General features: G+C 63.6%; 25 protein-coding genes and 1 tRNA gene. 16 read left to right on the top strand and 10 right to left on the bottom strand.

All coding sequences use genetic code 11. From position 1 onward, the window contains the following. Window positions 1-152 precede the first annotated feature (152 nt). Both HMP06_RS13260 and HMP06_RS13255 read right to left on the bottom strand, forming a co-directional pair. On the bottom strand, window positions 153-770 hold the full coding sequence (locus HMP06_RS13260; protein ID WP_176497503.1) for a LolA family protein: 618 nt from the start codon (window positions 768-770) through the stop codon (window positions 153-155). Between the two features lie 69 nt (window positions 771-839). Beyond that, a complete protein-coding gene (locus HMP06_RS13255) occupies window positions 840-3,155 on the bottom strand; it encodes an FtsK/SpoIIIE family DNA translocase (RefSeq protein WP_176497502.1) in 2,316 nt (771 codons plus the stop codon). Between the two features lie 128 nt (window positions 3,156-3,283). Between HMP06_RS13255 and HMP06_RS13250 the strand changes: the two genes are divergently transcribed. Then, window positions 3,284-4,501, top strand: a complete 1,218-nt coding sequence (locus HMP06_RS13250; protein ID WP_176497501.1) for a UbiH/UbiF/VisC/COQ6 family ubiquinone biosynthesis hydroxylase — start codon at window positions 3,284-3,286, stop codon at window positions 4,499-4,501. A gap of 146 nt (window positions 4,502-4,647) precedes the next feature. Here HMP06_RS13250 and HMP06_RS18000 read toward each other — a convergent pair whose 3' ends face one another. From HMP06_RS18000 to HMP06_RS13240, 3 genes are read right to left on the bottom strand one after another with little or no spacing between them, the layout of a single operon-like run. Next, window positions 4,648-4,776 (bottom strand): hypothetical protein, encoded by a 129-nt coding sequence (locus HMP06_RS18000; protein WP_269473378.1) that lies wholly within the window; start codon window positions 4,774-4,776, stop codon window positions 4,648-4,650. Window positions 4,777-4,814: 38 nt separating this feature from the next. After that, window positions 4,815-5,453 carry an LON peptidase substrate-binding domain-containing protein gene (locus HMP06_RS13245; protein WP_176497500.1) on the bottom strand — a complete coding sequence of 213 codons (639 nt, stop codon included), beginning with the start codon at window positions 5,451-5,453 and terminating at the stop codon, window positions 4,815-4,817. Then, complete coding sequence (locus HMP06_RS13240; protein ID WP_176498539.1) at window positions 5,450-6,346, bottom strand: tetratricopeptide repeat protein; 897 nt, start codon at window positions 6,344-6,346, stop codon at window positions 5,450-5,452. Before HMP06_RS13240 ends, HMP06_RS13245 begins: the two co-directional genes overlap by 4 nt. Window positions 6,347-6,542: 196 nt before the next feature. Here HMP06_RS13240 and HMP06_RS13235 point away from each other — a divergent pair. The 4 genes from HMP06_RS13235 to HMP06_RS18040 all read left to right on the top strand — a co-directional run bounded on the left by HMP06_RS13235 (window position 6,543) and on the right by HMP06_RS18040 (window position 9,716). Continuing rightward, window positions 6,543-6,617 (top strand) — tRNA-Gly (locus HMP06_RS13235). A gap of 187 nt (window positions 6,618-6,804) precedes the next feature. Further along, the gene (locus HMP06_RS13230) at window positions 6,805-7,101 is read left to right on the top strand and encodes a hypothetical protein (protein ID WP_176497499.1); all 297 of its coding nucleotides are present in this window, start codon (window positions 6,805-6,807) and stop codon (window positions 7,099-7,101) included. A 273-nt stretch (window positions 7,102-7,374) separates the two neighbouring features. Beyond that, window positions 7,375-9,201 (top strand): DUF885 domain-containing protein, encoded by a 1,827-nt coding sequence (locus tag HMP06_RS13225; RefSeq protein WP_176497498.1) that lies wholly within the window; start codon window positions 7,375-7,377, stop codon window positions 9,199-9,201. A 146-nt stretch (window positions 9,202-9,347) separates the two neighbouring features. Beyond that, on the top strand, window positions 9,348-9,716 hold the full coding sequence (locus HMP06_RS18040; protein WP_176497497.1) for an excalibur calcium-binding domain-containing protein: 369 nt from the start codon (window positions 9,348-9,350) through the stop codon (window positions 9,714-9,716). Between the two features lie 151 nt (window positions 9,717-9,867). On the opposite strand, the gene HMP06_RS13215 is transcribed toward HMP06_RS18040, so the two are convergent. Continuing rightward, window positions 9,868-10,956, bottom strand: a complete 1,089-nt coding sequence (locus HMP06_RS13215; protein ID WP_176497496.1) for a serine hydrolase domain-containing protein — start codon at window positions 10,954-10,956, stop codon at window positions 9,868-9,870. On the opposite strand from HMP06_RS13215, the gene HMP06_RS13210 reads away from it, so the two are divergent. The 3 genes from HMP06_RS13210 (at window position 10,939) to HMP06_RS13200 (ending at window position 12,450) form a co-directional block, all read left to right on the top strand. Beyond that, on the top strand, window positions 10,939-11,325 hold the full coding sequence (locus tag HMP06_RS13210; RefSeq protein WP_176497495.1) for a hypothetical protein: 387 nt from the start codon (window positions 10,939-10,941) through the stop codon (window positions 11,323-11,325). The genes HMP06_RS13215 and HMP06_RS13210 overlap by 18 nt on opposite strands. Before the next feature lie 39 nt (window positions 11,326-11,364). Beyond that, the gene (locus HMP06_RS13205) at window positions 11,365-11,556 is read left to right on the top strand and encodes a transposase (protein ID WP_176497494.1); all 192 of its coding nucleotides are present in this window, start codon (window positions 11,365-11,367) and stop codon (window positions 11,554-11,556) included. Between the two features lie 159 nt (window positions 11,557-11,715). Further along, entirely contained in the window at window positions 11,716-12,450 is a 735-nt protein-coding gene (locus HMP06_RS13200) for a ceramidase domain-containing protein (protein WP_176497493.1), read from the top strand. Window positions 12,451-12,676: 226 nt separating this feature from the next. Here the strand turns inward: HMP06_RS13200 and copD are convergent, their stop codons facing one another. Both copD and copC read right to left on the bottom strand, forming a co-directional pair. Then, entirely contained in the window at window positions 12,677-13,561 is an 885-nt protein-coding gene (copD, locus tag HMP06_RS13195; protein ID WP_176497492.1) for a copper homeostasis membrane protein CopD, read from the bottom strand. Window positions 13,562-13,564: 3 nt separating this feature from the next. After that, window positions 13,565-13,948, bottom strand: a complete 384-nt coding sequence (gene copC / locus HMP06_RS13190) for a copper homeostasis periplasmic binding protein CopC (RefSeq protein ID WP_176497491.1) — start codon at window positions 13,946-13,948, stop codon at window positions 13,565-13,567. Window positions 13,949-14,067: 119 nt separating this feature from the next. On the opposite strand from copC, the gene HMP06_RS13185 reads away from it, so the two are divergent. From HMP06_RS13185 to HMP06_RS13150, 8 genes are all read left to right on the top strand, one after another. Further along, window positions 14,068-14,340 (top strand): hypothetical protein, encoded by a 273-nt coding sequence (locus tag HMP06_RS13185; protein ID WP_176497490.1) that lies wholly within the window; start codon window positions 14,068-14,070, stop codon window positions 14,338-14,340. After that, on the top strand, window positions 14,337-14,777 hold the full coding sequence (locus tag HMP06_RS13180; protein WP_176497489.1) for a periplasmic heavy metal sensor: 441 nt from the start codon (window positions 14,337-14,339) through the stop codon (window positions 14,775-14,777). The genes HMP06_RS13185 and HMP06_RS13180 overlap by 4 nt, the downstream gene beginning before the upstream one ends. Then, entirely contained in the window at window positions 14,774-15,355 is a 582-nt protein-coding gene (locus tag HMP06_RS13175) for an RNA polymerase sigma factor (RefSeq protein ID WP_176497488.1), read from the top strand. The genes HMP06_RS13180 and HMP06_RS13175 overlap by 4 nt, the downstream gene beginning before the upstream one ends. Window positions 15,356-15,360: 5 nt before the next feature. Further along, window positions 15,361-17,244 (top strand): copper resistance system multicopper oxidase, encoded by a 1,884-nt coding sequence (locus HMP06_RS13170; protein ID WP_176497487.1) that lies wholly within the window; start codon window positions 15,361-15,363, stop codon window positions 17,242-17,244. Next, window positions 17,241-18,350, top strand: coding sequence for a copper resistance protein B (locus HMP06_RS13165; RefSeq protein ID WP_232089675.1), 1,110 nt, complete (start codon window positions 17,241-17,243; stop codon window positions 18,348-18,350). Before HMP06_RS13170 ends, HMP06_RS13165 begins: the two co-directional genes overlap by 4 nt. A gap of 81 nt (window positions 18,351-18,431) precedes the next feature. Then, window positions 18,432-18,833: a DUF305 domain-containing protein gene (locus tag HMP06_RS13160; protein ID WP_176497486.1), complete on the top strand. Its 402-nt coding sequence runs from the start codon at window positions 18,432-18,434 to the stop codon at window positions 18,831-18,833. A 96-nt stretch (window positions 18,834-18,929) separates the two neighbouring features. Next, a complete protein-coding gene (locus HMP06_RS13155; RefSeq protein ID WP_176497485.1) occupies window positions 18,930-19,436 on the top strand; it encodes a hypothetical protein in 507 nt (168 codons plus the stop codon). Window positions 19,437-19,932: 496 nt separating this feature from the next. Further along, window positions 19,933-20,814, top strand: coding sequence for an SMP-30/gluconolactonase/LRE family protein (locus HMP06_RS13150; protein WP_176497484.1), 882 nt, complete (start codon window positions 19,933-19,935; stop codon window positions 20,812-20,814). Between the two features lie 45 nt (window positions 20,815-20,859). Here HMP06_RS13150 and HMP06_RS13145 read toward each other — a convergent pair whose 3' ends face one another. Then, on the bottom strand, window positions 20,860-23,565 hold the full coding sequence (locus tag HMP06_RS13145) for a TonB-dependent receptor (protein WP_176497483.1): 2,706 nt from the start codon (window positions 23,563-23,565) through the stop codon (window positions 20,860-20,862). Between the two features lie 123 nt (window positions 23,566-23,688). Beyond that, window positions 23,689-24,636: a Gfo/Idh/MocA family protein gene (locus tag HMP06_RS13140; protein WP_176497482.1), complete on the bottom strand. Its 948-nt coding sequence runs from the start codon at window positions 24,634-24,636 to the stop codon at window positions 23,689-23,691. Window positions 24,637-24,776 lie beyond the last annotated feature (140 nt).

The raw sequence follows: 24,776 nt of genomic DNA, 5'->3' as shown, positions 1-24,776 counted from the left end.
GCCCCCGCTCCGGGGGCATGGAGCGAGGGCCGACCTAGCGTTCGTCACGCAGGCGGGAAGTGAGTGCCCGGGCAACAGGGGGAAATCCCGAAACGCCCACATCCGCAACTCCGTCTTTACCGGCGCGAACCTGTCGCCAATATGAATGGCGGTCACTTTCGGCCGGAATTGCGCACCGGATCGCGCCATTGGAACGTTCCGTCGCTAACCGGCGCGTTGAAGCGCTGGTTCGACAAGCGAATCGTTGTGCGGTTGTTCTGCGAATCGAGCGTCACCCAGCCCTGCAGCATCAATCCACCGGGGGCAGTCGCACTGCGCGCGAATACCATGCTGATCCTGCCATATTCGGGATGCTTGGGGTCGGCGGCATCGATCGCGATCGTGGCCGGGTTGCCGGTCGGCACGACCGTGGCGATCTTGTTCATGTCGCGCGACGGATCGAGCAGGATCCCGAGCGGTGAATTGCCGATCGGCCAGCGCTGCTTCTGCCCGACCGAATAATCCAGGAACCACAAAGATTTGCCATCGCCAACGATCAGAATCGGGACGCTCTTTTCATATTGAAAGCGGATTTTTCCGGGTTTCTTGAGCGTCAGCGTGCCGGTCAGCACTTTTCCGGCGCGATCGGTCTGGGTAAAGGCGGCGGTCATGCTCTCGACGCTTTGCAGATGGCGTTGCACCGACGACAAATCGCTCGACGGCGCCGCGGACACCACCGAGGTGGCGAGCAGGGCAGGGAGCGCGAACAGCGCGGGGATGCGCAGGCGCATGGCGGTTTCTCCGAAAAATGAAGTCGCACAAAGCAGTATTGCGTTTGAACAGCTTGTGAACGTCTGCGCTTACAGAGGGTTGCCGTCGCGATCGCGCAGGACCTCGCGACGGCCGACATGGTCAGGACGGCTGACGATGCCGTCTTTTTCCATGCGCTCGATCAGCCGCGCCGCACTGTTATAGCCGACGCGGAGCTGACGCTGCACCCAGGAGGTCGAGGCCTTCTGGCTTTCCACGACCAACTGGATTGCCGCGCGATATTGCTGATCTTCGGCCGAATCCTCGCCCGTGGGCGCGCCGTCGAGCGCGAAGCCGTCGGCGGGCTCTTCGGTAACGGAGGTATTATAGTCGGGGCGTCCTTGCGCGCGCCAGTGATCGGTCACCGCGCGCACCTCATCGTCCGACACAAACGGCCCGTGAACGCGCACGATGCCTTTGCCGCCGGGCATATAGAGCATGTCGCCCTTGCCCAGCAATTGCTCTGCCCCCTGCTCGCCCAGGATGGTGCGCGAATCGATCTTCGAGGTAACGTGAAAGCTGATCCGCGTCGGCAGATTCGCCTTGATCACGCCGGTGATGACGTCGACCGACGGGCGCTGCGTCGCCATGATCAGATGGATGCCCGCCGCGCGCGCCTTTTGGGCCAGTCGCTGGATCAGGAATTCGACTTCCTTGCCCGCCGTCATCATCAGATCGGCCAGCTCGTCAATGATCACCACGATCTGCGGCAGCACCTGATAATCGAGCGTTTCCTCCTCATAGATCGGCGCGCCCGTGACGGGTTCGTAGCCGGTCTGCACCTTGCGCCCGAGCGGCTGGCCCTTGGCCTTGGCGGCGCGGACCTTGTCGTTGAAGCTGGCGAGGCTGCGCACGCCGACCGACGACATCTGGCGGTAGCGATCCTCCATCTGCTCGACCGCCCACTTCAGCGCGCGTACCGCCTTGGCCGGATCCGTAACGACCGGAGAGAGCAGATGCGGGATGTCATCATACATGCTCAGTTCGAGCATCTTGGGATCGATCATGATCATCCGGCACTGGTCGGGCCGCAGGCGATAGAGCAGCGACAGGATCATGCAGTTGAGTCCGACCGATTTGCCCGATCCGGTCGTGCCCGCGACCAGCAGATGCGGCATCGGCGCCAGATCGGCGATGACCGGGTCGCCCGCAATGTTCTTGCCCAGCACGAGCGACAACCCGCCTGGCTGACCATTGGAATGGTCATCGAGCGAATCGATCAGCTCGCGCAAACCCACCGTCTCGCGCCGCGCATTGGGCAATTCGATCCCGATCACGGTGCGTCCCGGAATTGTGGCGACGCGCGCGGAGACCGCCGACATGTTGCGTGCGATATCGTCGGCCAATTGGATCACGCGGTTGGCTTTGATCCCGGCGGCGGGTTCGAGTTCGTACATCGTGACGACCGGGCCCGGGCGCACGTTAATGATCGATCCCTTGACATGGAAATCGCTCAGCACCGTTTCGAGCAGTCGGGCATTGCGATCGAGCGCGACCTTGTCAATCGGGCCACCAGCCGCAGGCGGGGTGGGCTTGAGCAGGTCAAGCGATGGCAGGGTCGAGGTGTCGCCGAAATCCATGCTGGTCTGTTTCGCCCGCGGCTTGGCGACGGTGACCGGCGTCATCGGACGATCCGCGATAACCGGGCCGGGGCGCGAATCGGGTTTCGCAAGCGCGCGGGGGATGGAGAGTTTGCGCGGAGCGGGTTCCGGCGCGTACACGTCCTGATCCAGCGCTAGGTTGCGCTGGTCGGTCAAGCGCTTCGGTTCGCGCGCAGGGCGTTCCGGGCGTTCCCCGATGTCGATTGTGAAGCTGTATGCCCACAGCGCAAGACCGCCCGCGCCGAGGAGCGCACCGATGCCGCGCGCGGTCCACAGCATCGCGGTCGGGTCGCCGATCAGCAGAATCGCGACGCGGAGCAGATTCGCCAGCGCGAGCCCGACGATGCCGCCCCAACCGGCCGGGAGCCACGGCACCGCCGCGCCCGAAATCAAGCCGAAGGTCGTGGCCACCAGTGCAATACCACCGCCCGACACCAGCAGCATCCGCCGCCAGCGCCCGACCGGCACGTCGCGCCACAGCCTGAGCGCAATCAACAACAGCGTCGGCAGGAGCAGGATGATGCCTGGGCCGAGCAGCCAGAAGGCGCCGTCGGCCAGGAAAGCGCCGGGTTTACCAAGCCAATTCTGCGCAGCGCTGCCCGAGGCGGTGTTGAGCGAGGGATCGCTGGCGTGATAGCTCGCCACCGCAACCATGATCAGCACGACCGCGATCGTGATGATGATCGCGCCGATCAGCGCACCGCTGCGGACGGCGCCTGCCCGGACGGTTTCACGCCACAATGGTGGCTGCGCGCGGCTCGCCATATTCGGTTTCCGATGTTCGCTGTCTGTGCCCGCGAAATCATCGCGCGCGGCGCTGCTGCCGTCAAGCGGAACGCGCGTTTGGCAGGATCGCCGTCAGGCGTTAGAAGTACGCTATGGAAACAGCATCGATGCAAACCGCAGACGTCATCATCCTCGGCGGCGGGCTCGTCGGCAGCGCGCTCGCGGTCACGCTGGACGCGCATGGCATGAGCGCGATCGTCGTCGATATTGCCGATCCCGACGTGATCTTGGCGGCGGGCTTCGATGGCCGCGCCTCCGCGATTGCCGGGGCACCGTGGCGCATGCTGCAGGCGATCGGCGTCGCGGACCGGCTGCTGCCCTTTGCTTGCCCGATCGAGGGGATTCGCGTCAGCGATGGACTCGAACCCGGCGCGCTCGATTTCGCGCCCGAACCGGGCGATGGCGCGCTCGGCCATATGGTCGAGAATCGCCGGCTGCGCGCGGCTTTGTACGAGGCGGCCTGCGCCGCGCCGCGCGTCGATGTGCGGATGAAGACGCGGGCGGTCGATGTCGACCGCGGCGAGCATGGCGTCACCGTCACGCTCGATTCGGGCGCGGTGGTCAAAGCCCCGCTGCTGATCGCCGCCGAGGGGCGCGGGTCGCCGATGCGCGAGAAGGCGGGGCTGCGCGTCGCGCGCTGGACCTATGACAATGCAGCGATCGTGACGTCGCTGCATCACGAGCGGCCACACGACAATATCGCGTTCGAAATCTTCTATCCCGACGGGCCGTTCGCGATCCTGCCGCTCAACGATGACGAGCAGGGCCATCGCTCGTGCATCGTCTGGTCGGTGACGCGCGACCAGGCGCCGGGGATGATGAAATTGTCCGAACGTGGCTGGCTGGCCGAGGCGGACAAGCGCATCGGCGGGTTCCTGGGCAAGCTCGGGCCGCTCGGCGCACGCTCGAGCTATCCGCTCGGCTTCCACCATGCCGCGAAGATCGTGTCCGACCGGATGGCGCTGGTGGGAGACGCGGCGCACGGCATCCACCCGATTGCGGGGCAGGGCGTCAATGTCGGCTTCCGCGACGTGGCGACGCTGGTCGAGGTGCTGGTCGAGGGCAAGCGCACCGGGCTCGACCTTGGCGATCCGCAATTGCTCGCGCGCTATGACCGCTGGCGCAGCCTCGACACCTTCATGGTCTCGGTCGCGACCGATGGCCTGACGCGGCTGTTCGGCGTACCGGGCAAGACCGCCAATGCCGTGCGGCGGTTCGGCCTGTCTGCGGTCCAGCAGATCCCGCCCTTGAAGCGCCGCTTCATCGCCGAGGCGCGGGGCGAGAGTGGGGATGTGCCGAAGTTGCTGCAGGGGATGACGGTCTAGCTATTCGCACTTGCGGCTAAAGTCACACGAGTCACACGAGTCACACCATCGGCGGTGTTTCGGCTTTGGCCGACGCGATCCATACAGAGGCAGCGATGTGAAAGAGCCTTGCCCAGTTTACGGGACGCGCGCGTTGTAGGACACCGTCAATCCGGCGGGGCTGCGTGATACGCGCGCTGCGCTTCGGTCCCAATCCGCCGCTGTGTGTCGATCTGCTCCATCGCCGCGACCTTCTTCGGCTCGAACAGGTTGGTGAAGAACATCCAAACCATCATCGTGGCGCCGCCTATCCGGCGCTTTTGCGTCGATCGGCTCACTGCAGCGTCACCGAATCCTCGCCGTCATGCCGACCGAAAAATTGCATCAGCTGGATGATGAGTTCGGCGCGATCTTCGATCCCGTCTGCCTCCAGCATCGCCTGTTTCGCCGCCACGTCGAACGGGGCGATCTGCGCGATGCCGTTGACCAAGGCCGCGTCGTCGAGGCGCGTCACCGCGTCCCAATCGACCGCATAGCCTTGCGAATCGGCAAAGGCGCGCGATTCGCTTTCAAGTGCGGAGCGGCGTGAGAGCGACAGGATTTCGGGCTCTTCCGGCACCGGCAGCAATTCCGCCTCGACCTGGCGAAATGCCGTGGTCACGTCGAGTTCGCGCACGATGCGGAATAGAGACAGCCCCTCCAGGATGAGGTTGTAGCGCCCGTCCTCGCTCGCCTCGAACTCGGCGATCTTGCCGACGCAGCCGATGTCGAACAGCGGCGGCCGTTCGGGGCGCGGCAAGCCATCGGCAATCAACGCCGGCCGTGGCTGTACCATGCCGATCCGACGGTCGCGTGCCATCGCGTCGGAAATCATCGCGCGATAGCGTGGCTCGAAGATGTGCAGCGGCAAATGCATGCCCGGAAACAGCAAGGCCCCCGGCAGCGGGAAGATCGAGAGGCGCGTGATCGTCACGTGAACAGGATCGCAGAGAGCTTGCGGCGCTGCGCCGACACCCACGGGTCTTCCAGTCCGACGACCTCGAACAGCTTGAGCAACTGCGCGCGTGCCGCGCCATCGTTCCAGGCGCGGTCGGCCGCGATCATCGCAAGCAACGTATCGGCGGCGGCATCGCGGTCGCCCGCCGCCATTTGCCCGCCCGCCAGTTCGAAGCGCTTGTCGAAATCCGCCGGATTGGCCGCGACCTCGGCGGCAAGCCCCGCGAGATCATCGACCGGCTTGGCGTCACGCGCCAAGGCCAGCGCGGCCCGCGCCCGCTCGATCTCGGGAAGTTTCGCGACATCCTCGGGCAGTGCCGCAATCGCCGCCTCGGCTTCGTCGGTCTGCCCGTTGGCGACGAGCGCGCGGACCATGCCCGACAGCACCGCCGGATGCTCGGGTGCCATTTCGGTCAATTGTGCGAAAACGCTGATCGCGCGGGCGGCGTCGCCCTCGACCAGCACTTGCTCGCCCATCGCAATCAACGGTTCGAGCTCGGCATCAAGGCCCGCCGCTTCGCTCTCGATCGGCAATTGTTTCAGGATCTGGTCGAGCATCGTGCGCAGCGCGGTCTCGGTACGCGCGGGCGTCAGGTCGGCGACCAACTGTCCCTGGAACATCGCATAGACGGTCGGGATCGATTTGATCTGGAATTGCGCGGCGATGAACTGGTTCTTGTCGGTATCGATCTTGGCCAGCACCACGCCCTTGTCGGCATAAGCGGCGGCGACTTTTTCGAGCAGCGGCGTCAGCGCCTTGCACGGGCCACACCATTCCGCCCAGAAATCGATGATCACGAGGCTCGTCATCGACGGTTCGACGACATCGCGGCGGAACGCCTCGACGGCGTCGCGTTCGGTTGCACTCATTCCCAGCGTTGCCACGTATCGCTCCGTTTGATCGTTCCTGCCTTATGTGGGCGCTCGGGGCCGCAAGCCAACCCTTTTCGTGTGGATGCGACCCAATGTCGCATAAGGGGTCGCATAAGGGCTTGCCGATCCGCAAAGGCGCTGTTAGAGGCCGCCACCTTACCCGCCCGGTATCGCACCGGGACACGGCGCCAGAGCGGGCGTAGCTCAGGGGTAGAGCACAACCTTGCCAAGGTTGGGGTCGAGGGTTCGAATCCCTTCGCCCGCTCCAGTCTTTTCAAAGACTTAGATGCAATTGAGAAGGTGGCGGTGAAAATCACCCCACCATATCCCCACTCGACAGCTTTGAAATCCCCACCCGGTTCCCAACTGGCGCGCTTTGCTGTTCGCCCCCGTTGGGGAGGGATGCCTTGCCGTTTCTGCCTGATTGGATGAGGGGGTGCCCCGGTGGGGGTGGGGTGAAATCGCATCTACAGGAGCAGGAACTGCCGCTTACGCTCGCCCAAGACTACAGTTGGACCCTCGCCCGCACGATGATGGCTGCAATCGTCATCTTCAGGATCGGCGAAACGCTGTTTGGCGGCGCTGAGGCGCGAGCGTTCGACGGCGATCCGGCGACGGTCGTCTTCGAATACGATCGCAACGAGCCTGAGCTCGTCGCCTCCACCAGCTGGAAATCTCGCTGGCCACACCGATCGTCCTTCGTACTTTCAGGTATGATCGGTCGGACGGCGGCCGTCCCCGGCAAGATTTAAGCGTCGACCAGCAACGCCGAAATCACCTGCTCGCTTACGAACCGTGAGCTGGCAAAGCTCGCTTTGGTCAGCTCCACCCAATCTGCCTCTATATCGTGACCGATTGGGAGAACCCCCGGAGCGGCCCAGATCAGATGATGAGCCCGTGACGATTATGACGTGTCTGGACCTCGACCTAACGAGGAGGGGCCGTATAAACGATCGTGTCCGGCGTCGTCACCTTGCAAGACGCCGGAGAGCAACCAGAGATCTGGATTCGCCCAGGAGTATTCGATGCGTCTTGCCTTCGCCCTCATGATTGTCCCCCTGACCCCGCTGATCCAGGCGAACGCGCCGATGCCGCCGCAGGCCGCTCCAGCCGCTGCCGCCACCCAGGCCCAGGACGCCGCGCTGCTGCAATTCCTTGACCGCGCCTATGACGAGCAACTGGCGCTCAGCCCGGAGAGCCAGACGCAGCTCGGCTTCAAGACCGATTACGACAAGCTCGACGATTACACCGATGCCGCCGCCGTGCGAGGGCGGGCGCTGGCCGAGCGGCAGTTGAAGGCGATGCGGGCTCAGTTCCGGCCCGAACAACTGGGGGAGAGCGCGCGGGTCAGTTATCGCCTGTTCGAATATCAGGTCGAGCGCGAGGGCGAGTCCTTCCAGTTTCGCAATCTGCGGTTCCCCGTGTCGACCAACGGCAGTCCGGCGGGCGACATTCCGGTACTGCTGATCAACAACCACAAGGTCGACAGTGTCGCCGATGCCGAGGCGTATATCTCCCGCCTGCGCGATACCGAGCGCGTGATGCGCGAGGTCGCTGCGACGATGCGGGAGCAAGCGGCTGCGGGAATCATCCCCAACAAAGTCAATTTCGCACCTGCACGCGCCGATGCGAAGGCAGTGATCACCGGCGCGCCGTTCGGCAACGGCCTCGATTCCACCGTCATGGCGGATTTCCGCAAAAAGGTCGGCGCGCTAAACGTGCCCGAGGCGACCAAGGCGAAGCTTCTGGCGGACGCCAGCGCGGCGCTGACCGGGCCCTTCCGCCGCGGCTACGACACGCTTTTCGCGGCGCTGGATGCCATCGAACCGCTGTCCAAGGGCAATTTCGGTGCGTGGAGCCTCCCCAACGGCGCAGCCTATTATGCGGACCGGCTGAAGGGTTCGACGACCACGGACCTGACCGCCGACCAGATTCACGAGCTCGGCCTGCGTCAGGTCGCGGCGATCCGGCAGGAGATGGAGGCGATCAAGCGAGAGGTCGGCTTCACCGGCACGCTGGAACAGTTCTTCGACACGATCCGTACCGATCCAAAGTTCAAATATCCGAACACCAGTGTCGGCCGCGAGCAGTATCTGGGCGATGCCCGCGCCGTGATCGCGTCGGTAATGGCAGCCGCCCCGCGCTATTTCCGGGTCCTGCCCAAGGCACCTTTGGAGGTGCGCGCGGTGGAAAAGTGGCGCGAAGGCACTGCCTCGACCGCGTTCTACAACCCGCCCTCCGCCGACGGAGCGCGGCCGGGAATCTATTACGTCAATTTGGTCGACATGAACCAGACGCAGAAGGTGCAGGTCGCCGGCATTGCCGCGCATGAGGGCGCACCGGGCCATCATTTCCAGATCGCGCGGCAGCAGGAGCTGACCGGCATCCCCAAGTTTCGCAAATTTGGCGGCTATGGTGCCTATATGGAGGGATGGGGCCTGTATTCGGAGCGGCTGGCGAACGAAATGGGCGTGTACAAGGACCCCTATGCGCGGTTCGGCATGCTGTCGCTGCAGGTCTGGCGCGCCATTCGGCTGGTGCTCGACACCGGCATTCATTCCAAGCGGTGGACGCGCGAACAGGCCGTCGCTTATTTTGAGGCGAACAGTTCGGTGTCGAAAAAGGACATCGGGCGGGAAGTCGATCGGTATTTCAACTGGCCGGGCCAGGCGACCAGCTACATGGTCGGGCAGCTCAAAATCGCCGAACTGCGCAAGCGGGCGGAACAGGAGCTCGGCCCCAAATTCGACATCCGCGACTTCCACGAAGCGATACTGAGCCAAGGCGCGCTGCCGCTCGCGGTGCTGGAGGAGCAGGTCAACCGCTACATCGCGGCAACAAAAGCAAAATAGGAAGGGGCGTACCGAAGCCCACCACCCGGCCAAAAGGCGAAATCCTGCTGCCGCTCACATTGTAAACTGACCTGTCGCCACGTTCGTCGCTGACGGCAATAGGCGTTAGGAACCGGTCGTTTACTGCGACCTGCTACGGCGTGCTGATGAGCTTCAAAAAGCCATTTCGCGCTGCCCCTGTGAAGCTGGGAGACCACTACCGGCGTAAACAGCGAGACGCAGACCAAAAGGCAGCAGTCAAACTTCTGGGTTTAGCGACAGTTCTAGGCGCAATCGTCGGCATGGCCAGCCTCGCGCTTAACGAAGATGGCCGCGTTAAAATCGGCGCGGCGGTGAGACTGGTTGCGGAGCAGGCCGGAGTCATACGTGCTCGCGACCCGCAACCCGGCGACTTTTGGAGAGGCTGTGACGACGCACGGGCGGCTGGCACTCCACCCATTTATTCTAACGAGCTGGGCTATCGCGAAAAAATGGATGGCGATGGTGAGGGGGTTGCATGCGAGCCGTACCGATAGCCAGCACGACGCCTGGTCGACGGGCCCAGTCAACGTATGATTGAAAAGAGCGGAATGCGCACCGACCGCTTGTTGCCAGATTTGTGACGAAGACCGGTGGGTTCAACGGGTGGTCGCAACGCATCAATAGAGGGCAATCCTCAGTCCCGAGCTAACGCTCCGGCATAACCGCGGACGAGTTCTTCTTGCCGGCGATCGGCACCTGTTCGACGATCTTTCCGAGCGCGTCGCGCAACGCGGAGAAGGCAGACGTGTCGTCCTGGGTTTTTCCCAACCGCACGACCACGAGATTTTGGTCGGACGATGCGATCACGAACTGCCCAAGATGCCCCAGGCACGACACCAGAGTGTTCGGCCCGTGCCCCGGAAATAGCGTGGGGTGCGGATCGACGCCGCCCGGGCGGTTCAGCCAGAGCTGACCGCCATATTCGGGATTGCGCAGCGAGGGCGTCTTCATGAAAGCAAGCCAGTCTGGCCGGATGATTCCGGTGCCATCGGGTGCGTTGCCCGCGAGCAGCACTTGCCCCAGCCGTCCGTAATCATCGAGTGTCATGTAGACCAGTGACCCGCCAATCTGCGTCCCCGCGCCATCGAACTCGAGGACCGCACTCTTTATCCCAGCGGGGCGAAACAGGCGTTGTTCCGCAAATCGACGATATGCCTGCGCGCGGCTCTGTGGGTCGCTGCTCGACGTCAGCGTCCGCGTGATGATCTCCGCAAGGATAATGCTCGTGAGCGAGCTGTATTCGAACTTGGCACCGGGACGTGCCTCAAGCGGCACGTCGATCGCGCGTGCCGCCATCGACTGCGTCCCACTGACGAACAGCACCTGATTCGTATCCGAGGCTTCCACCGGGTCCCCGATCTCGGTGTGCTGCAAGCCCGACGACATGTTGAGCAGCATCCGTAACGTGATCGCCCGGCGTTCATCATTCGCGCCATGCCATTCGGCGATCGGCGCGGGGCTATCGAGCGACAGTTTTCCATCCGAAACCAGCTGGCCGACCAGGATCGCGGTCACAGTCTTGGCCATCGACCAACTGATGAAGCGGTTCGCATCGGAGTAGCCGACGGCGTAGCGCTTCTCGACGACGCGTCCATCGCGGATCATCAGCGCGGCGCGGGTTTCGCCCTCTCCCTTCCCGAACAACGTCGCGAGCGAACCGCGATCGCTCTCCGCGCTCGATCCGGTGGCGAGCATGACGCTGGCGAGTGCAATCCAATGGCTGTTCTTTCGCATTGGCCGAGCGTAGGCTCGAGCGCGATGAAAGCAAGGAACGCTCTTTTGGGTTCGCTCTTCGCGGTCGTGCTGATCGCCGGCGGCGTCTCTTATGGTTGGGTCAGAGCACATCGTGCACAGCTCGAACTTGGCGTCGGCTATGCAGCACGGGTAGGATGTGGATGCCGCTACATTGGCGGCAGACCGCTCGAGGACTGCCACAAGGACTTCGAGCCCGGGATGGAGCCGATCCGACTTTCTGAAGACTCTTCGACGCGAACGGTCACCGCCTCGGTGCCACTGATAGCCAGCCGCAGCGCGCGGTTCGATCCCGTGCTTGGCTGTCAGGCGGAAAACTTCACCGGAACACGGATGGTCGTCCCGCGCTGAAACCCGATGCTCGGCGCTGCCTGGGCTAACGTCAGGCCAATGCCCAACCGCAAAAACGTCCCCGCCTGCAGCCGCTTCCTTTACCGATACCGCAATCTCGTCGAACGCTTCTTCAGCAAGCTCAAGCTCTTCCGCGCGATCGTGACACGGTACGAAAACCACGCCGAATACGATCTCGCCCTCATCAAACTCGCATCCGCAAAAATCTGGATGCGATTTATGAGTCGGTGACGTGGTGCGGCGTCGGTTATCTTCCAAAATTGTTTTACACTTGCGCTAGCGTAGCGCGCATTCGCTATCGTCTAAAAAGGTAAGGGGCAGGGGATGGATCTGGCGATCACGGCGCGGCAGGCGTGGACGGCGCTAATGCTCACGGCGCTCGCGGCTGCGATGACCGTGCTGCTGCTGATGGTGCTGGGCCCCGACTGGACCAAATACGCAGCCGCCACGTGCACGGCGACACGTTGCTTTTGCGAGACCCCGCGAAGCGGACTGATCGTGCAGCCGGCAAACAGTGTATCGTCTCTCGGTTTTGTATTCGCCGGGTTTCTAATGATCGCGCTCGGTAGCGGCACGACCTGGGCTTCAGCGATGCCGCGGCAAGCGGTGATGCTGCTCGGAACGACCGCGATCATCGTCGGGCTGGGATCGGTGATGCTGCATGCAACATTGACGTTGTGGGGCCAGTTTTTCGATGTGGTCGGCATGTATTTGATCGGGTCGTTCATGCTGATCATGGCGCTGGCCCGGTGGCAGGATATTCCGGCGCGCTCCGCGACCTGGGCGTATGTCGCGCTGTCCGTTGCGCTGGTGGCCGTGTTGCTGATCGCACCCGATTTGCGCCGACCGCTATTTACCGCGTTGTTGTTGGCGGCGATTGCGGGGGAGTTGATCTTTGCGCGCCCGAAACGCGCTGGGGCCCGGACCAGATATTATCTTGGTGGCATTGCGGTGATGGGGCTGGCGTTGGTGATCTGGAACCTCGACCAGCATCTAATACTCTGCGCGCCACACAGCCTATTACAAGGCCACGCCGCATGGCATCTGATGGGGGCAATGTCGCTATGGCTGTCGTTCACGTATTACCGCAGTGAACGGCTTGGACGTACCGAAGCGATCGCCTAAAATTTCGCCCAATGCCGATCATTCGGGCCATCAGGCGATCGCGACCTCGCTCGCCCGTCGCGGCGGAGGCCGGGGCGCAAGCCTCGCGCAGATGCTCCTGGATCCGGTGGCGCGCAAGGCTCGTGACCGAGCATCGGCGCAGTGTGCCGCTTCCACCTGCCGATCCGATCGGAGGGATAGTGGCGATATGGACTGACCCTCGCCATTCGCGTTTCCTTTGCGTCGGCTATTGCGACATCGGTGGTGCGAGCGTGCCGAGCCATGCGACCAGACCGAGGATCGCCAATGCCGCTACAGTTTCGACCATCAGACTTCGCGACAACGCGCGGCGCGCGCTATTGACGTCTTGGCGCTGTGCATTACCGAGCGCAGGTGTCAGCCGGAACCGGTTGATCGCGGCGAGCCCGAGCATCCCCCCGAACAGCGCGAGCTTGAGCAACAGCAATTGCCCGTAGAGCGTGAACGGCAGGCGGCCGAGGTTCGACCAGCCGACGAGGTAGAGGCCGTTGATCAGACCGCTGCCGACGACCGCGGCGACGATGACCGTGCCGACCGCTGCGAACCTTTCGAGCGCGCGGTGCGTCGCTGCCGCAGTATCACCCGCCCACAGCATTGCGCCCAGCCCTACGAGCGCGCCCAGCCACGCCCCCGCCGCCAGCAGGTGGACAAGGTCGCCGACGAGTCGGACCGTCCCGGCGCTGCCCTCGCCGGCCGCCCCATGCCCCGTCCATGCCAGCGAGCCGAGCGCAACCGCACTCAGCGCGGTGGGGACGGCGGGCGTCCGCGAGCGGACGACGATGATCGCTACCATCGCCAACGCCCCCATGCGCACGCTCCACGCCTTGCCCATCGGCGTCTCGAAAATCATCGCCCAGATCGAGGCGCGGTCGACATCGAGGATCGCAACCCCCGCCATCGCTGCGGTCATTGCCACGATCGAAAGGGCGGACAGCGCCACTCCGAACACGGCGAGCGAGACGAGCACCCGGCGGCGATCGAGAAAGGTTTCCCGCTCTTCCCGCGTATAGGTTGCAAATAAGGGTAGCCCGAACAGCAGCATCAAGTCCGCGTAAAGCGCGAACCGGATGCCGATGGAGAGCGGGTCATTCACCCGCTATTTGACCGAAAACGTGAAATCACCCTGCATCCGGTGGGTGTCCGCGCCCGCCGCGTGCCACGTCACCTGATAGCTGCCGACCGGAAACGCGCGGCCAGCAACGAGCGTGAGCGTCTTGCCGTCAGCGCTCCAGCTCGCCTTCAGCCCCGACAGTTTCATCGGCTGGTGGTTGGCCATTCCCGGCATCCCGGTCATGACGACATCCGCTCCCGAAAATTCGGGCATGACCGTCTCGCTGAAGCTCAGCGAGATCGCTGTCGGTTTTGCGACACTGGCATTTGCAGCCGGAGTCGAAGCGATCAGATGGGTATGCGCGAGTGCCGCGTTGCTTGTTGCAAAAGCGGCAATGGCGAACAGCGCGGCGCGAAAGCGGTTGGTCATGGCAGGCTCCTCAATGGGTTCGCTCTGCATACGCATCACGACGCCCGATCCCTCATTGCGGTCGATTAAGGGACAATTGGATGAGCGCCGTATGGTAAGGATCGGAGCGGAGGTCGATTATGAGCAACGTCGAGGATTTGGTGATCCAGCTGGGTCAATTGCCCGTGCCGCAAAGGCTTGCTGCAATCGACGGCGCGATGCTGGCAGATGTGGCGGCGGCACGCGCTGTTGATCTTCGTCGACCCATTGCATTTGCTGGGATCTTTGCGCTTGCGGTCGGCTTAGCCGGTGCCGCGTTGCCGACCGAGCCGGCCTCGGCGCAGGGCTCGCTGACACCCTTTGCGGCCAGCTCCCCGCTGATGCCCTCGACCTTGCTTGGACAAACGCCGTGACCGTGTTGCGCCGTGCCGTCATCATCGGGGTCATCGCGTTTCTCGCTGCGATCGCGGGTGTTTTTATCGGGCGGGTGTTGCTTCCAGCGCCATCGCACACGGGTGCCGAACTGCACGCCGTATTGCACGACAAGCTTACGCTCGACGCGCAGCAGCATACGAAACTCGACGCGATTGAAGCGACATTTTCGGTCCGGCGCAAAGCGCTCGAACTCGAATTGCGCGCCGACAACGCGCGCCTGGCCGACGCAATCGAGACCGAGCACGGCTTCGGTCCGCGTGTCGCCGCCGCTGTCGATGCCTGCCACATGACCATGGGGAAGTTACAAAAGGCGACGCTCGAACATGTCTTTGCCATGCGATCGCTGTTGAAGCCCGACCAGACGGCGGTGTTCGATCAGGCTGTGGTCAAGGCGCTGACCGCTGACGCGCGGTGACGCTTGCGCTTGATGACGCATCCGACGGGGAACTGGCGGCGTTAGCGCGCAGCGGCACGCAAGCTGCCTACCGCGTGCTCGCCGAACGCCACCGCGAGGCCGTCTATCGGCTGGTCCGCAGTGCAACCGGTGATGCCGACGAAGCGATGGATGTCACCCAAGAAACATTGATCGCCGCATTCGGGGCGCTCGATCGCTATGACCCGGCACGCCCGTTCCGGGCCTGGATCGCGCGGATTGCGCTCAACAAAGCGCGTGACTGGGGACGACGCCGCGCAGTGCGGCGGTTGTTCAGCTTCGCAATGCCGGACCATGCCGCACAGTCTATTCCCGACGAGGCGGTCGGGGCAGAGCGTACCGCCGAAGACCGGGAGAAGCTGACCCGCGTGGCGGGGGCTATTGCCGCCTTGCCCGCACGCCTGAAAGAGGCGCTGCTGCTCCGGACGATCGAGGACATGTCGCAAGCCGAGGTCGCAGTCACACTCGGGGTCAGCGAAAAGACGGTCGAAACGCGGCTTTATCGTGCGCGCCAAAAACTGAACGATGCGTTGAGGGAAGACCTGACGCGCCGCGTATAAGGTGCATGGCCCTAAACGAACGCTTTGAAACCCGCGCTCTTATCGATCGCCGCGCGCTGCTGCGCGCCGGGGTTGCAGTCGGTGGCACCGCTGCGCTGGCCGCGTGGTTCCCGGCCTGGGCGCAAACGGCGTCGTCAGGTATTGTCGCGCCACTGCCGACGGTGACCGGTCCCGATGTCGCGCTGCGGATTGCGCGGCAGACGCTACGGATCGATGGCAGGCCGTTGCGCGCGATCGGTATCAACGGCACCGTGCCCGGACCGCTGATCCGCCTGCGTCAGGGGCAAAAGGTGCGGCTGTCGGTGTCGAACGAACTCGACGTCGATTCCTCGATCCACTGGCACGGGTTGCTCGTGCCATTCCAGTATGACGGCGTGCCCGGTGTCAGCTTTCCCGGCATCAAGCCACGTTCGAAGTTCCTTTACGAATTTCCCGTCAATCAGGCGGGCACCTATTGGTATCACAGCCATTCAGGCTTTCAGGAGCAGGAAGGACTCTACGGGCCGATCGTGATCGATCCCGAAGGCGTCGACCCGATCGTATCGGACCGTGAGCACGTTATCGTGCTGTCCGATCACAGCCCGCTGGCGCCCGAAGCGATCTTCCGGAACATGAAGGTCAATCCCGGCCACTTCAACATGCAGCGCCAGACGCTCGGTGGCTTGCTGGCGGGGCGCGATCAGCCGCTCAAGGACCGCATCGACTGGGGCAAGATGCGAATGGACCCGACCGATATCGCCGATGCGACCGGCTCCACCTATTCGTTTCTCGTCAACGGCCACGGCCCGCGCGACAATTGGACGGCGCTGTTCAAGCCCGGCGAGCGGGTTCGCCTGCGCATCATCAACGCGTCGGCGATGACATTCTTCAACGTTCGCATTCCCGGCCTTCGCATGACCGTCGTCCAGGCCGACGGTCTCAACGTGCGCCCGGTCGAAATCGACGAGTTCCAGATCGGTGTGGCCGAGACCTATGACGTGATCGTCACGCCGAGCGACGACCGCGCCTATACCTTCGTCGGCGAGGCGAGCGACCGTTCTGGCATGGCGCGTGCAACGCTTGCGCCGCGTACTGGGATGGCCGCTGAAGTTCCGCCGCTTCGCAAACGACCGCTCGTCACCATGACCGACATGGGCATGGGCGACATGGGGGGCGACATGAGCGGCATGGATATGTCGGGTGGCGCGATGGCCGGGATGGACCATGCCGCGATAGGCCACGGTGCCCCGACACTGGACATGTCGGCACCAGCGCCGGACACATCGATGCCCGAGATGGACATGTCGGGGGCTGCGCCTGCCGCCCACGCGATGGCGGGCATGGATCACGGCAGCATGAAGATGCGCGACTTTTCGGCCGCGCCGCAGGTGAAACGCAATCCCGGCGTCCAGACGATTTCGCCGATGCCGATGGATCGCACCGGCGAGCCGGGCCAGGGTCTGGCGGACGTCGGCCACATGGTGCTGACGTACCGCGACCTCATCGCGCTCGACCGCAACCCGGATGTGCGTGCGCCTGACCGCTCACTCGATCTCCATCTGACCGGCAACATGGAACGCTTCATGTGGTCGTTCGACGGCGTCAAGATGTCCGATCATCACGCGCCGATCCCGTTTATCGAAGGCGAGCGGGTCAGGGTGAACCTCATCAACGACTCCATGATGAGCCATCCGATCCACTTGCACGGTCACTTTTTCGAGCTGGTGACGGGGCATGGAGACCACGCCCCGCGCAAGCACACGGTGATCGTACTGCCCGGCGGCAAGGTGACGTTCGACGTCACCGCCGATGCCGTCGGCGACTGGGCGTTTCACTGCCACCTGCTTTACCACATGGCGGCGGGCATGATGCGTGTCGTCAGCGTGCGCCCGCGCGGCGAAGCCGCGTGAGTCGCGTCATCGGCTTTGCCCTGGTTGCCGTGCTCGGTGCGAGTTCTCCCGCGCTAGCCCAGAGCATGTCGGGGATGGACCATGGTTCGATGCCGGGCATGAAAATGCCTGCACCCAAACCGCTCGCCAAGCCGCGCAAGCCCGCAACGCACAAGTCCCAGACAAAGCCGGTCAAACGCGCACCAGGCAAGGCGGCCGCATCGCCCGCTCCCAAAGCGGACGACAGGAGCGGGATGGATCACGCGACCATGCCCGGTATGGAAATGCCCCGTGATCAGCCTGGCGCGTCATCATCGTCGGTGGACGGCGTAGCGGTCGACCAGGGTGCGATGCCCGACACGGCCAAGAGCGGCACCGATCTTCCCGCGGGCAACGCACCTGCTCCAGCGCCGCCGACCGATCACTATGCGACGCGCATCTTCCCCGCTGCCGAGATCGAACGGTCGCATCGGCAAATGATGAACGAGAGCGGTGCGCAGACCTTCGGCTTCGTGATGTTCAACTTGGCTGAGTATCAGCCCCGTCGCGGGCAGGACGGCTTCCGATGGGACGGCGAGGGCTGGTATGGGGGCGACATCAACCGCCTGACGATCAAAACGGAAGGCGAGGGCAGATTCGGAGAAGGCGTCGACGAAGCCGAAGTGCAAGCGCTCTACAGCCGCGCCATCGATCCGTATTTCAACGCGCAGGTCGGCATCCGCCAGGATCTCGGACGCGGTGCACGACGCACTTATGCGACCGTCGGCTTTGAGGGTCTCGCACCCTATTGGTTCGAGGTCGAGGGCGCGCTGTTCCTCTCCGACCAAGGCGACGTGCTCGGCCGCCTCGGCGGCTATTACGACCAGCGGCTCACGCAGCGGCTGGTCGTGCAGCCGCGCATCGAGCTCAACTTTGCCGCGCAGGATGTGCTATCGAGCCGGATCGGCGTGGGGCTGTCCACGGCCGAGGTCGGCTTGCGGCTTCGCTATGAGATCAAGCGCCAGTTCGCGCCCTATGTCGGCGTGTCATGGGCGCGAAAAGTCGGACAGACCGGCCGCTATGCCCGCGCCGCTGGCGAGGATGCCACCAGCGCGGGCCTCGTTGCGGGGATCCGTATCTGGTTTTGATATTACCGGGTTGCAGCCTGGCTCCATCCGGCGCTGCGACAGGTTACGACAGGCGGGGGCCATCCGAGGAAGGAATGACCAATGAAACACACGCTCACGACGGCCGCGATTGCGGCGTTCGCACTGGCGACCCCGGCGCTCGCACACGAGCACAAGCACGCTAAACTAGTGAAGCCTGCTATGACGGGCATGGCGGGCATGGATCATTCGATGATGATGAATGATCCGTCCAATCCCTATGCGAAGTCCGAGATGGACATGCACATGAAGATGATGATGGCCAAGGCCGGCGACGCTTCGGAGAAGTGGACCCGCAAGATGATCGAGCATCATCGTGGTGCGATTGCCATGTCGCGCGTCGCGCTTGCTCAGGCAACCGACGCCGATACCAAGCGGATGGCGCAAATGACCATCGAGATGCAGGAAAAGGACATTGGCGAGCTTCAGGGCTGGCTCAGCAGCCACGGCAAGCCCGTCCAATAGCAAGGATGTTCAGCTGAAACTGCGTCGCCAACGGATCACACGATTGCCAGCCGCCTTCACAAGAGGGTGGCGCTCGTTATCAGCTTTTAGCTGATCTTGTGGTTTGCCAGCGGCGCGCTGATGCGTTTTCTTTCGATCGACAAGGGGCACGGCGATCACCTTGTCGATCGCAAGACCGTCGTTGCGGTCCCGAGGAGCGTTGCTCTTGCGAACATCGATAGCGTGGTACCCAATGTTGACGATGACGTTGAAAGTGCGACGGTTCGCGGGGTGCTCGGCCGACCCGTTTTCGACGTCGCAACGAAGAGCGGCATGAAGCTGTTCGACGGATCGATCGGATCGGCGGTCCCCTTTGTGACGGCGGCACCGGCGAATACATCGTTGACACAGCCTGGATCGGCGCTGGCCAGCCCAGCTCAACAACCGAATGGATTACGACCGAGAGCACAAAAATGTCGCGGCGTGCTCCCGGCAATACGCGTCAATTTTACCGACGCCGGCCCTACCCGTGTGTTTGCGATCGACACTGGCAGGATCGCCGCCGTCCGCACACCTCGCGCTGTCGGTCTTTTGAGCCGCCGGCTTGCGCTCGATAGCGAATGACGAAAGTCTTGCTCCCGCTCAGGGCGATCCTGACGCCAAAGCCGGCGATGTCGCTGTCCCAGATCTCATAGCGTTTGAGGGCTGGCTTGGCGGTTTCGATCAGCCGCTTGGTGGGGACTGTGGAGGCAAGATTTGCGACCGATACCTGGCGCTACTTTGACCCCAACCTTGGGCCTGCGGGCGTCCACCACGATGGAATCCGCCGGTCATTTCTAACATATCTCGAGCGTAGGCCTGCAAAATATTCCAAACATTATTCAGGAAGATAAGGGCAGTATAGCGCGCTCTGGAGAAGGTGCGAAAAGGCCTTCCGGCAATTTGCCAAGGTTGGGGTTGAGGGTTCGAATTCCTTCGCCCGCTTCAGTCTTTTCGACTGCGTGATGGTGGGCAGCGCCGACCCCGCAATCCACGGCCGCAGTTTGGGTGCTTTCCTGTTCGTTTTCCGGTGCTTGCTGTTAAGATCAGCGATGATCACAGATCGGCAGGATAAGACAGCATGACCGAATCGTCGGGGACCGCTGCGGCTCGTCTCGTGTGGCCCTGCGCCGCTTTATTGGGTGAGGGGCCAATCTGGCTGGCGGAGACGCGCACGCTGTGGTTCGTCGATATCAAGCGCGGCCAGTTGCATGCGCTGATGCCGCAAGGCGGCGGACGCGAGACGTTTGATGTCGGCGGATCGCCGAGCTTCATCGTGCCGCTGAACGATGGCGCGCTGCTGGTGGGTAATGGGGGGAAGCTCCAGCGCCTGGAACGGGGTGTGGTCGTCAAGACCGTGGCCGAGATCGACATGCCTACGCATAACCGCACCAACGACGCGACCGTCGGGCCGGACGGTGTCCTGTGGTTCGGCACGATGGATGATCGGGAGCGAGCGCCGACCGGCCGGGTCTATCGCTTCGATGGGGCGGTGCGCGAAGCGGGCGGGGCGTGCACGATCACCAACGGCCCCGCGATCAGTCCGGATGGCCGCTGGCTCTACCATGTCGATACGCTGGCGGGGCTGATCTGGCGCTTCGATATTGACGGCGGCGCGGCAGAATTACGAACTGGTACGGTGTTCGTCACGATCGATCCCGCGGACGGGCATCCCGACGGGGTGACGATCGATTCGGAAGGGTGCCTGTGGGTCGGCCTGTGGGGCGGCTGGTGCGTGCGCCGGTACAGCGTAGCAGGGGCGTTGCTTGAGAGCGTCGCGGTGCCGTGCGCGAATGTGACCAAGGTGGCGTTCGGCGGGGATGATCTGCGCACCGGCTATGTCACGACGGCGCGGGTTGGCCTGTCGGAGGAAGCGCTGGCGGGGCAGCCGGATGCCGGGGGCCTGTTCGCCTTCGATGCGCCCGCAGCGGGGCTACGCGCGCACGCGGTGTCGCTGCGCTAGTGCTTTGCCGGGGGAAGCCAAGTCTCCCCCGGCATTGAGGTTGCATCAGAAGCGGAAGCGCAGGCCCACGGTGTAGGTCTTTTCCTCATAGCGCAGGAAGCGCACATATTCCGCGCGCGGTGCGCCATCGCGCGCCGAGGTGAAGGTGACGCGGTAGGGATCGCCCAGCAAATTGGTCGCGTCGAAGAACAGCGTGGCGTTGCGCGTGAAATTCACGCTGGTCGACAGATCGAGGCGGCCGGCCGGTTCGCCTTCCTCCAGATACAGATCGTTGCCGCGATCCTGCCGCGATTCGAGCGTGCTGCTGCGTTTGTTGTACGACAGCCGCAGCGCCAGCGGGCCATGTTCGTAGAAACCGGCGATGTTGTAGGTATGCTTCGACACGCCGAGGATGCGGTCAAGCGTCAGCGCGCCCGCATTGTTGGGGAAACCGGTCTTGGCATCGAGATAGGTGTAGTTCGCCAGGAAGCCGAATTCGTGCAGGAAAGTCGGCAGGAATTTGAAATCGAGGAAGGTCGAGAATTGCACCTCGGCCCCGTCGATCTTGCCCTTGCCGGTGTTGATCGGCTGCGACAGGATGATCGGCCCGAGCACCGGATCGATGAAGCGCGTATCCTGGTTCTGGATGAACCCGTCGAGATCACGCCGGAACACGGCCACCGATGCGAACCCGGCGCGCGCGAAATAATATTCGAGCGAAGCATCGTAATTGTCCGACCGCAGTGGGCGGAGATTGGGGTTGCCGCCGCCGCCGCGTCGCGCGTTGGTGAACGGGTCGCCCGGGTTCGGTTGATTTCCCGGCTGGCCAAGATTGGCCGACGGGTTGATCTGCGCGAAGGTCGGCCGCGTGCGCGTCTGCGTGGCCGACAGGCGCAATTGCAGTTGCGGGGTGAAGTGGAAGCGGATGCTCGCATTGGGCAAATAGTCGGTATAGTTCTGGCTGGCCGAAACCGGCGTCGGCACCGCTGCACCACCGGCAACGGGCGTGATCAGCGACGTGCCGTTGACGCCCACTTCGGTCTTCACCGCGCGGATGCCGATCACGCCATCGGCGAAATCGCCAAAGCCGTAATTGATCTGGCCGTAGGCGGCATAGGTCTTCTCGGTCGCGTCGTAGCGTGAGTCCGGGTTGGGCGCGACGTCGGAGACGGTATAGGTGCCGAAGCCGTTGCTCGGTGCGCCGAGACCAATGACGAACTGGCGCAATTGCGAGAGATTACCACGGATGCTGTCATAGGTCGGCGCAAGGAAGGTCGAAAATCCGGCCTGGGTACCGGCGCGCACGCTGGCGATGTCGAGCGGCAACGCGCTTTGCGCAATCCCGCGACCGCGGAAGCCGGCGTAGCGATTGCCATATTCGCGGTGCGCGTTGCGATCGGTGTAGCGCAGACCGGCCTGGATGCTGCGCAGTGGCCCCAGATCGGTGCGATATTCCAGATCGACGCGGGCCTGATAATCGTCGCCCTTCGCTTGCTGCGCTTCCTCATACAGGCCGTCGAAGAGATAGGCCGACGGATCGGCCGGGTTGAAGGTGGGGATGTCGAACTTCGGCGTGGAGAGATCGTAATTGACCGTCTGCGTGCCCGCGATCGTGCGATCGAGCGACTCGGTCGAGCCGGTAAAGGTGCTGTCGGTGCGGGCGAGATCGACGCTGATCTTCAGCCGGTCGGCCTTATAGGTTCCGCCGACCGCGAATTGATAGGTGTCGGTCTTGTTGTAGGTCGCGCCCTGGAACGAGAAGATCGCTCCGGGTGAGCCGGTTACGGTTCCGCTGCTGACCAGATTGGTGCCAGGGCGGGTCACGAGATTGCTGACCGTGCCGCCGTACAGCGGCACTTCGAAGTTGCGGTCGCTGATCTTGTTGCGGAAGCCCTGGTACAGGCCCTCGGCATAGAATTCGAGTGCGGCGCTTGGGCGCCACTGGACCGCAAAATTGCCCGAGGGGCGCGTGCGGTTGCCCGAGCGGTAGAACAGCCGCTGAATGTCGGGCAAGCGGACGCGTTGGCCGTTGATCGTCGGATCGGCGATGAAGTCGGTGTTCGACGGCTCGGCATCGAGATAGCTCAGCTCGGTATAGGACGCGTTGAGCAGCACGCCGATCTCACCGATTCCGGTGTCCCAGCGATTGCTGATCAGGATGTTGCCGTTGGGCGTGATCTTGCCGGCTTCGGTGGTGTGGACCCCCCAGGCCGATCCGGCGAGTTCGAACCCGTCATAATCGAACGGGCGGCGCGAGCGGACGTTGATCAGGCCGGCAAGCCCGGCCTCGACCAGATTGGCCGAGGTCGATTTGTAAACTTCGAGCGCGGTGATCGCCGAGGATGGGAAATCCTGCAAAGCGACAACGCGCGTTTCGGCAGTGAAGATCTCGCGCCCGTTATAGGTGGTGGTAAAATCTGGCAGGCCACGCACCAAGACGCCCGAGGCTTCGCCGCCGATGCGGTTGACCTGGACGCCAGCGATGCGCGCGGCGGTGTCCGAAACGGCGATATCGGGCAGCTTGCCGATGTCGGAGGCGACGATCGAATCGATCTGCTGGATCGAATTCTTCTTGAGGTTCTGCGCCGATTCCAGGCTGCGGCGCAGGCCGGTGACGACGATGTCCTCGCCGACCGAATCGTCGGCGACTGGTGTGGCCTGCGCAGTGGCGGGGGGCTGGTCGGCCGGCGTGGCGGTCTGTGCGGCGGCGGGTAGCGCGGTGCCGAACACCAGCAGCGACGTGGACCCGAGAATGATCGATTTCAGGCGCATGCGCGGCCTCCCCTTTATGGCGTTCGTTATTGTCCGCTCCCTCTATGCGGAGCCTCGCTTCCTATAATCGCCGCGATTGACAGATTACAAGCGATTAATAAGACAAATAAGACAAGCCGGGGATCAGAAGGCGAAGGCGGCGACCTTCTGAATTGTGCCGCGGGTCAACGCCGCCTCGACGATCGCGAGCGGTGCCAGATCCGCGTCTGCTTGTCCGCTGGCCAACAGTTCGGCGAAGCGTGCGTAGAGCCGGGGATATTCACGGTTTGATGCTGTGCGAGGCGCTTCGTCACCGATCGTGCTGGTCGCGCCGCCATCGGACAGGCGCAGCGGACCCTGGTCCGTGTCGATTTCGATGTCCCAACGCTGCGGCCCAGTGCGCAGGAAGTCGAGCTCGACCGCGACCGGCACAGCGCCGCTGCGCAACGCGACCGTTGCGGCGATCGGGCAGGCGCGGCCCGCAGGGATGGCAAGCTCAGCCTGCTCGACGGCGAACGAATCCGGCAGCAAGCGGGTGATGATCGACAAGGCGTTGATGCCGGGGTCGAAAACCCCGAACCCGCCTTCGTCGAGGATCCATTCCTGGCCCGGATGCCAGCGGCGGATGTCTTCCGCCCAGATGATTCGCGCCGCGCGCACGGTCTTGTCGGATAGCCATGCGCGGGCTTCCTCGACTGCGGCGGCCTCGCGCGAATGCCAGGTGGCGAACAGCGGCACGCCCGCCGCCTGCGCCGCCGCGACCAGCGCCTCGGCCTCCGCCAGCGTCGTCGCGGGCGGCTTTTCGAGCATCACCGCTTTGCCTGCGTCGATCGCCACGCGCGCGATGTCGATCCGTCCGCCCGGAGGGGTGCACAGCGACACCGCATCGATCCGGTCCGGCCCGGCCAGCATCTCGGCTATATCGTGATAGCCAGGCACGCCATCGATCCGTCCGTGGCGGCTCGCAGTCGCCGCCAGCACGAAGCGCGGATCGGCCAGCAGCGCGGGAACATGCTGATCACGCGCGATCTTGCCGATGCCGACCAGACCGACGCGAATCGGGTCGCTGAAGGCCTTGTTCGATCCGCTCATCACGCTCTCCTGTCTTTTATACGATATATATGCTTTCTATTGCGGCGGGCAGCCACTATCAACCCGGACAAGCGGCATAACAGTCGCATGTAACATCCCAAGGCGGCGGCCGGAGTGGAGAGGCAAGTGAGCGACATAGA

This window comes from Sphingomonas sp. HMP6, assembly GCF_013374095.1.
GTDB lineage: Bacteria > Pseudomonadota > Alphaproteobacteria > Sphingomonadales > Sphingomonadaceae > Sphingomonas.
Note: the sequence above shows the minus strand (reverse complement) of the source record. Positions and strands in the feature narration are given on the sequence as shown.

Excerpts from the sequence above, each read along its gene's own strand:
- HMP06_RS13150 (WP_176497484.1), top strand. The coding sequence starts at position 19,933 with ATGACCGAATCGTCGGGGACCGCTGCGGCTCGTCTCGTGTGGCCCTGC.
- copC (WP_176497491.1), bottom strand. The coding sequence starts at position 13,948 with ATGACCAACCGCTTTCGCGCCGCGCTGTTCGCCATTGCCGCTTTTGCA.
- HMP06_RS13255 (WP_176497502.1), bottom strand. The coding sequence starts at position 3,155 with ATGGCGAGCCGCGCGCAGCCACCATTGTGGCGTGAAACCGTCCGGGCA.
- HMP06_RS13240 (WP_176498539.1), bottom strand. The coding sequence starts at position 6,346 with ATGAGTGCAACCGAACGCGACGCCGTCGAGGCGTTCCGCCGCGATGTC.
- HMP06_RS13145 (WP_176497483.1), bottom strand. The coding sequence starts at position 23,565 with ATGCGCCTGAAATCGATCATTCTCGGGTCCACGTCGCTGCTGGTGTTC.
- HMP06_RS13160 (WP_176497486.1), top strand. The coding sequence starts at position 18,432 with ATGAAACACACGCTCACGACGGCCGCGATTGCGGCGTTCGCACTGGCG.
- HMP06_RS13260 (WP_176497503.1), bottom strand. The coding sequence starts at position 770 with ATGCGCCTGCGCATCCCCGCGCTGTTCGCGCTCCCTGCCCTGCTCGCC.
- HMP06_RS18000 (WP_269473378.1), bottom strand. The coding sequence starts at position 4,776 with ATGATGGTTTGGATGTTCTTCACCAACCTGTTCGAGCCGAAGAAGGTC.
- HMP06_RS13140 (WP_176497482.1), bottom strand. The coding sequence starts at position 24,636 with ATGAGCGGATCGAACAAGGCCTTCAGCGACCCGATTCGCGTCGGTCTG.
- HMP06_RS13185 (WP_176497490.1), top strand. The coding sequence starts at position 14,068 with ATGAGCAACGTCGAGGATTTGGTGATCCAGCTGGGTCAATTGCCCGTG.
- HMP06_RS13200 (WP_176497493.1), top strand. The coding sequence starts at position 11,716 with ATGACCGTGCTGCTGCTGATGGTGCTGGGCCCCGACTGGACCAAATAC.
- HMP06_RS13250 (WP_176497501.1), top strand. The coding sequence starts at position 3,284 with ATGCAAACCGCAGACGTCATCATCCTCGGCGGCGGGCTCGTCGGCAGC.
- HMP06_RS13215 (WP_176497496.1), bottom strand. The coding sequence starts at position 10,956 with ATGCGAAAGAACAGCCATTGGATTGCACTCGCCAGCGTCATGCTCGCC.
- HMP06_RS13210 (WP_176497495.1), top strand. The coding sequence starts at position 10,939 with ATGGCTGTTCTTTCGCATTGGCCGAGCGTAGGCTCGAGCGCGATGAAA.
- HMP06_RS13170 (WP_176497487.1), top strand. The coding sequence starts at position 15,361 with ATGGCCCTAAACGAACGCTTTGAAACCCGCGCTCTTATCGATCGCCGC.
- HMP06_RS13205 (WP_176497494.1), top strand. The coding sequence starts at position 11,365 with ATGCCCAACCGCAAAAACGTCCCCGCCTGCAGCCGCTTCCTTTACCGA.
- HMP06_RS18040 (WP_176497497.1), top strand. The coding sequence starts at position 9,348 with ATGAGCTTCAAAAAGCCATTTCGCGCTGCCCCTGTGAAGCTGGGAGAC.
- HMP06_RS13225 (WP_176497498.1), top strand. The coding sequence starts at position 7,375 with ATGCGTCTTGCCTTCGCCCTCATGATTGTCCCCCTGACCCCGCTGATC.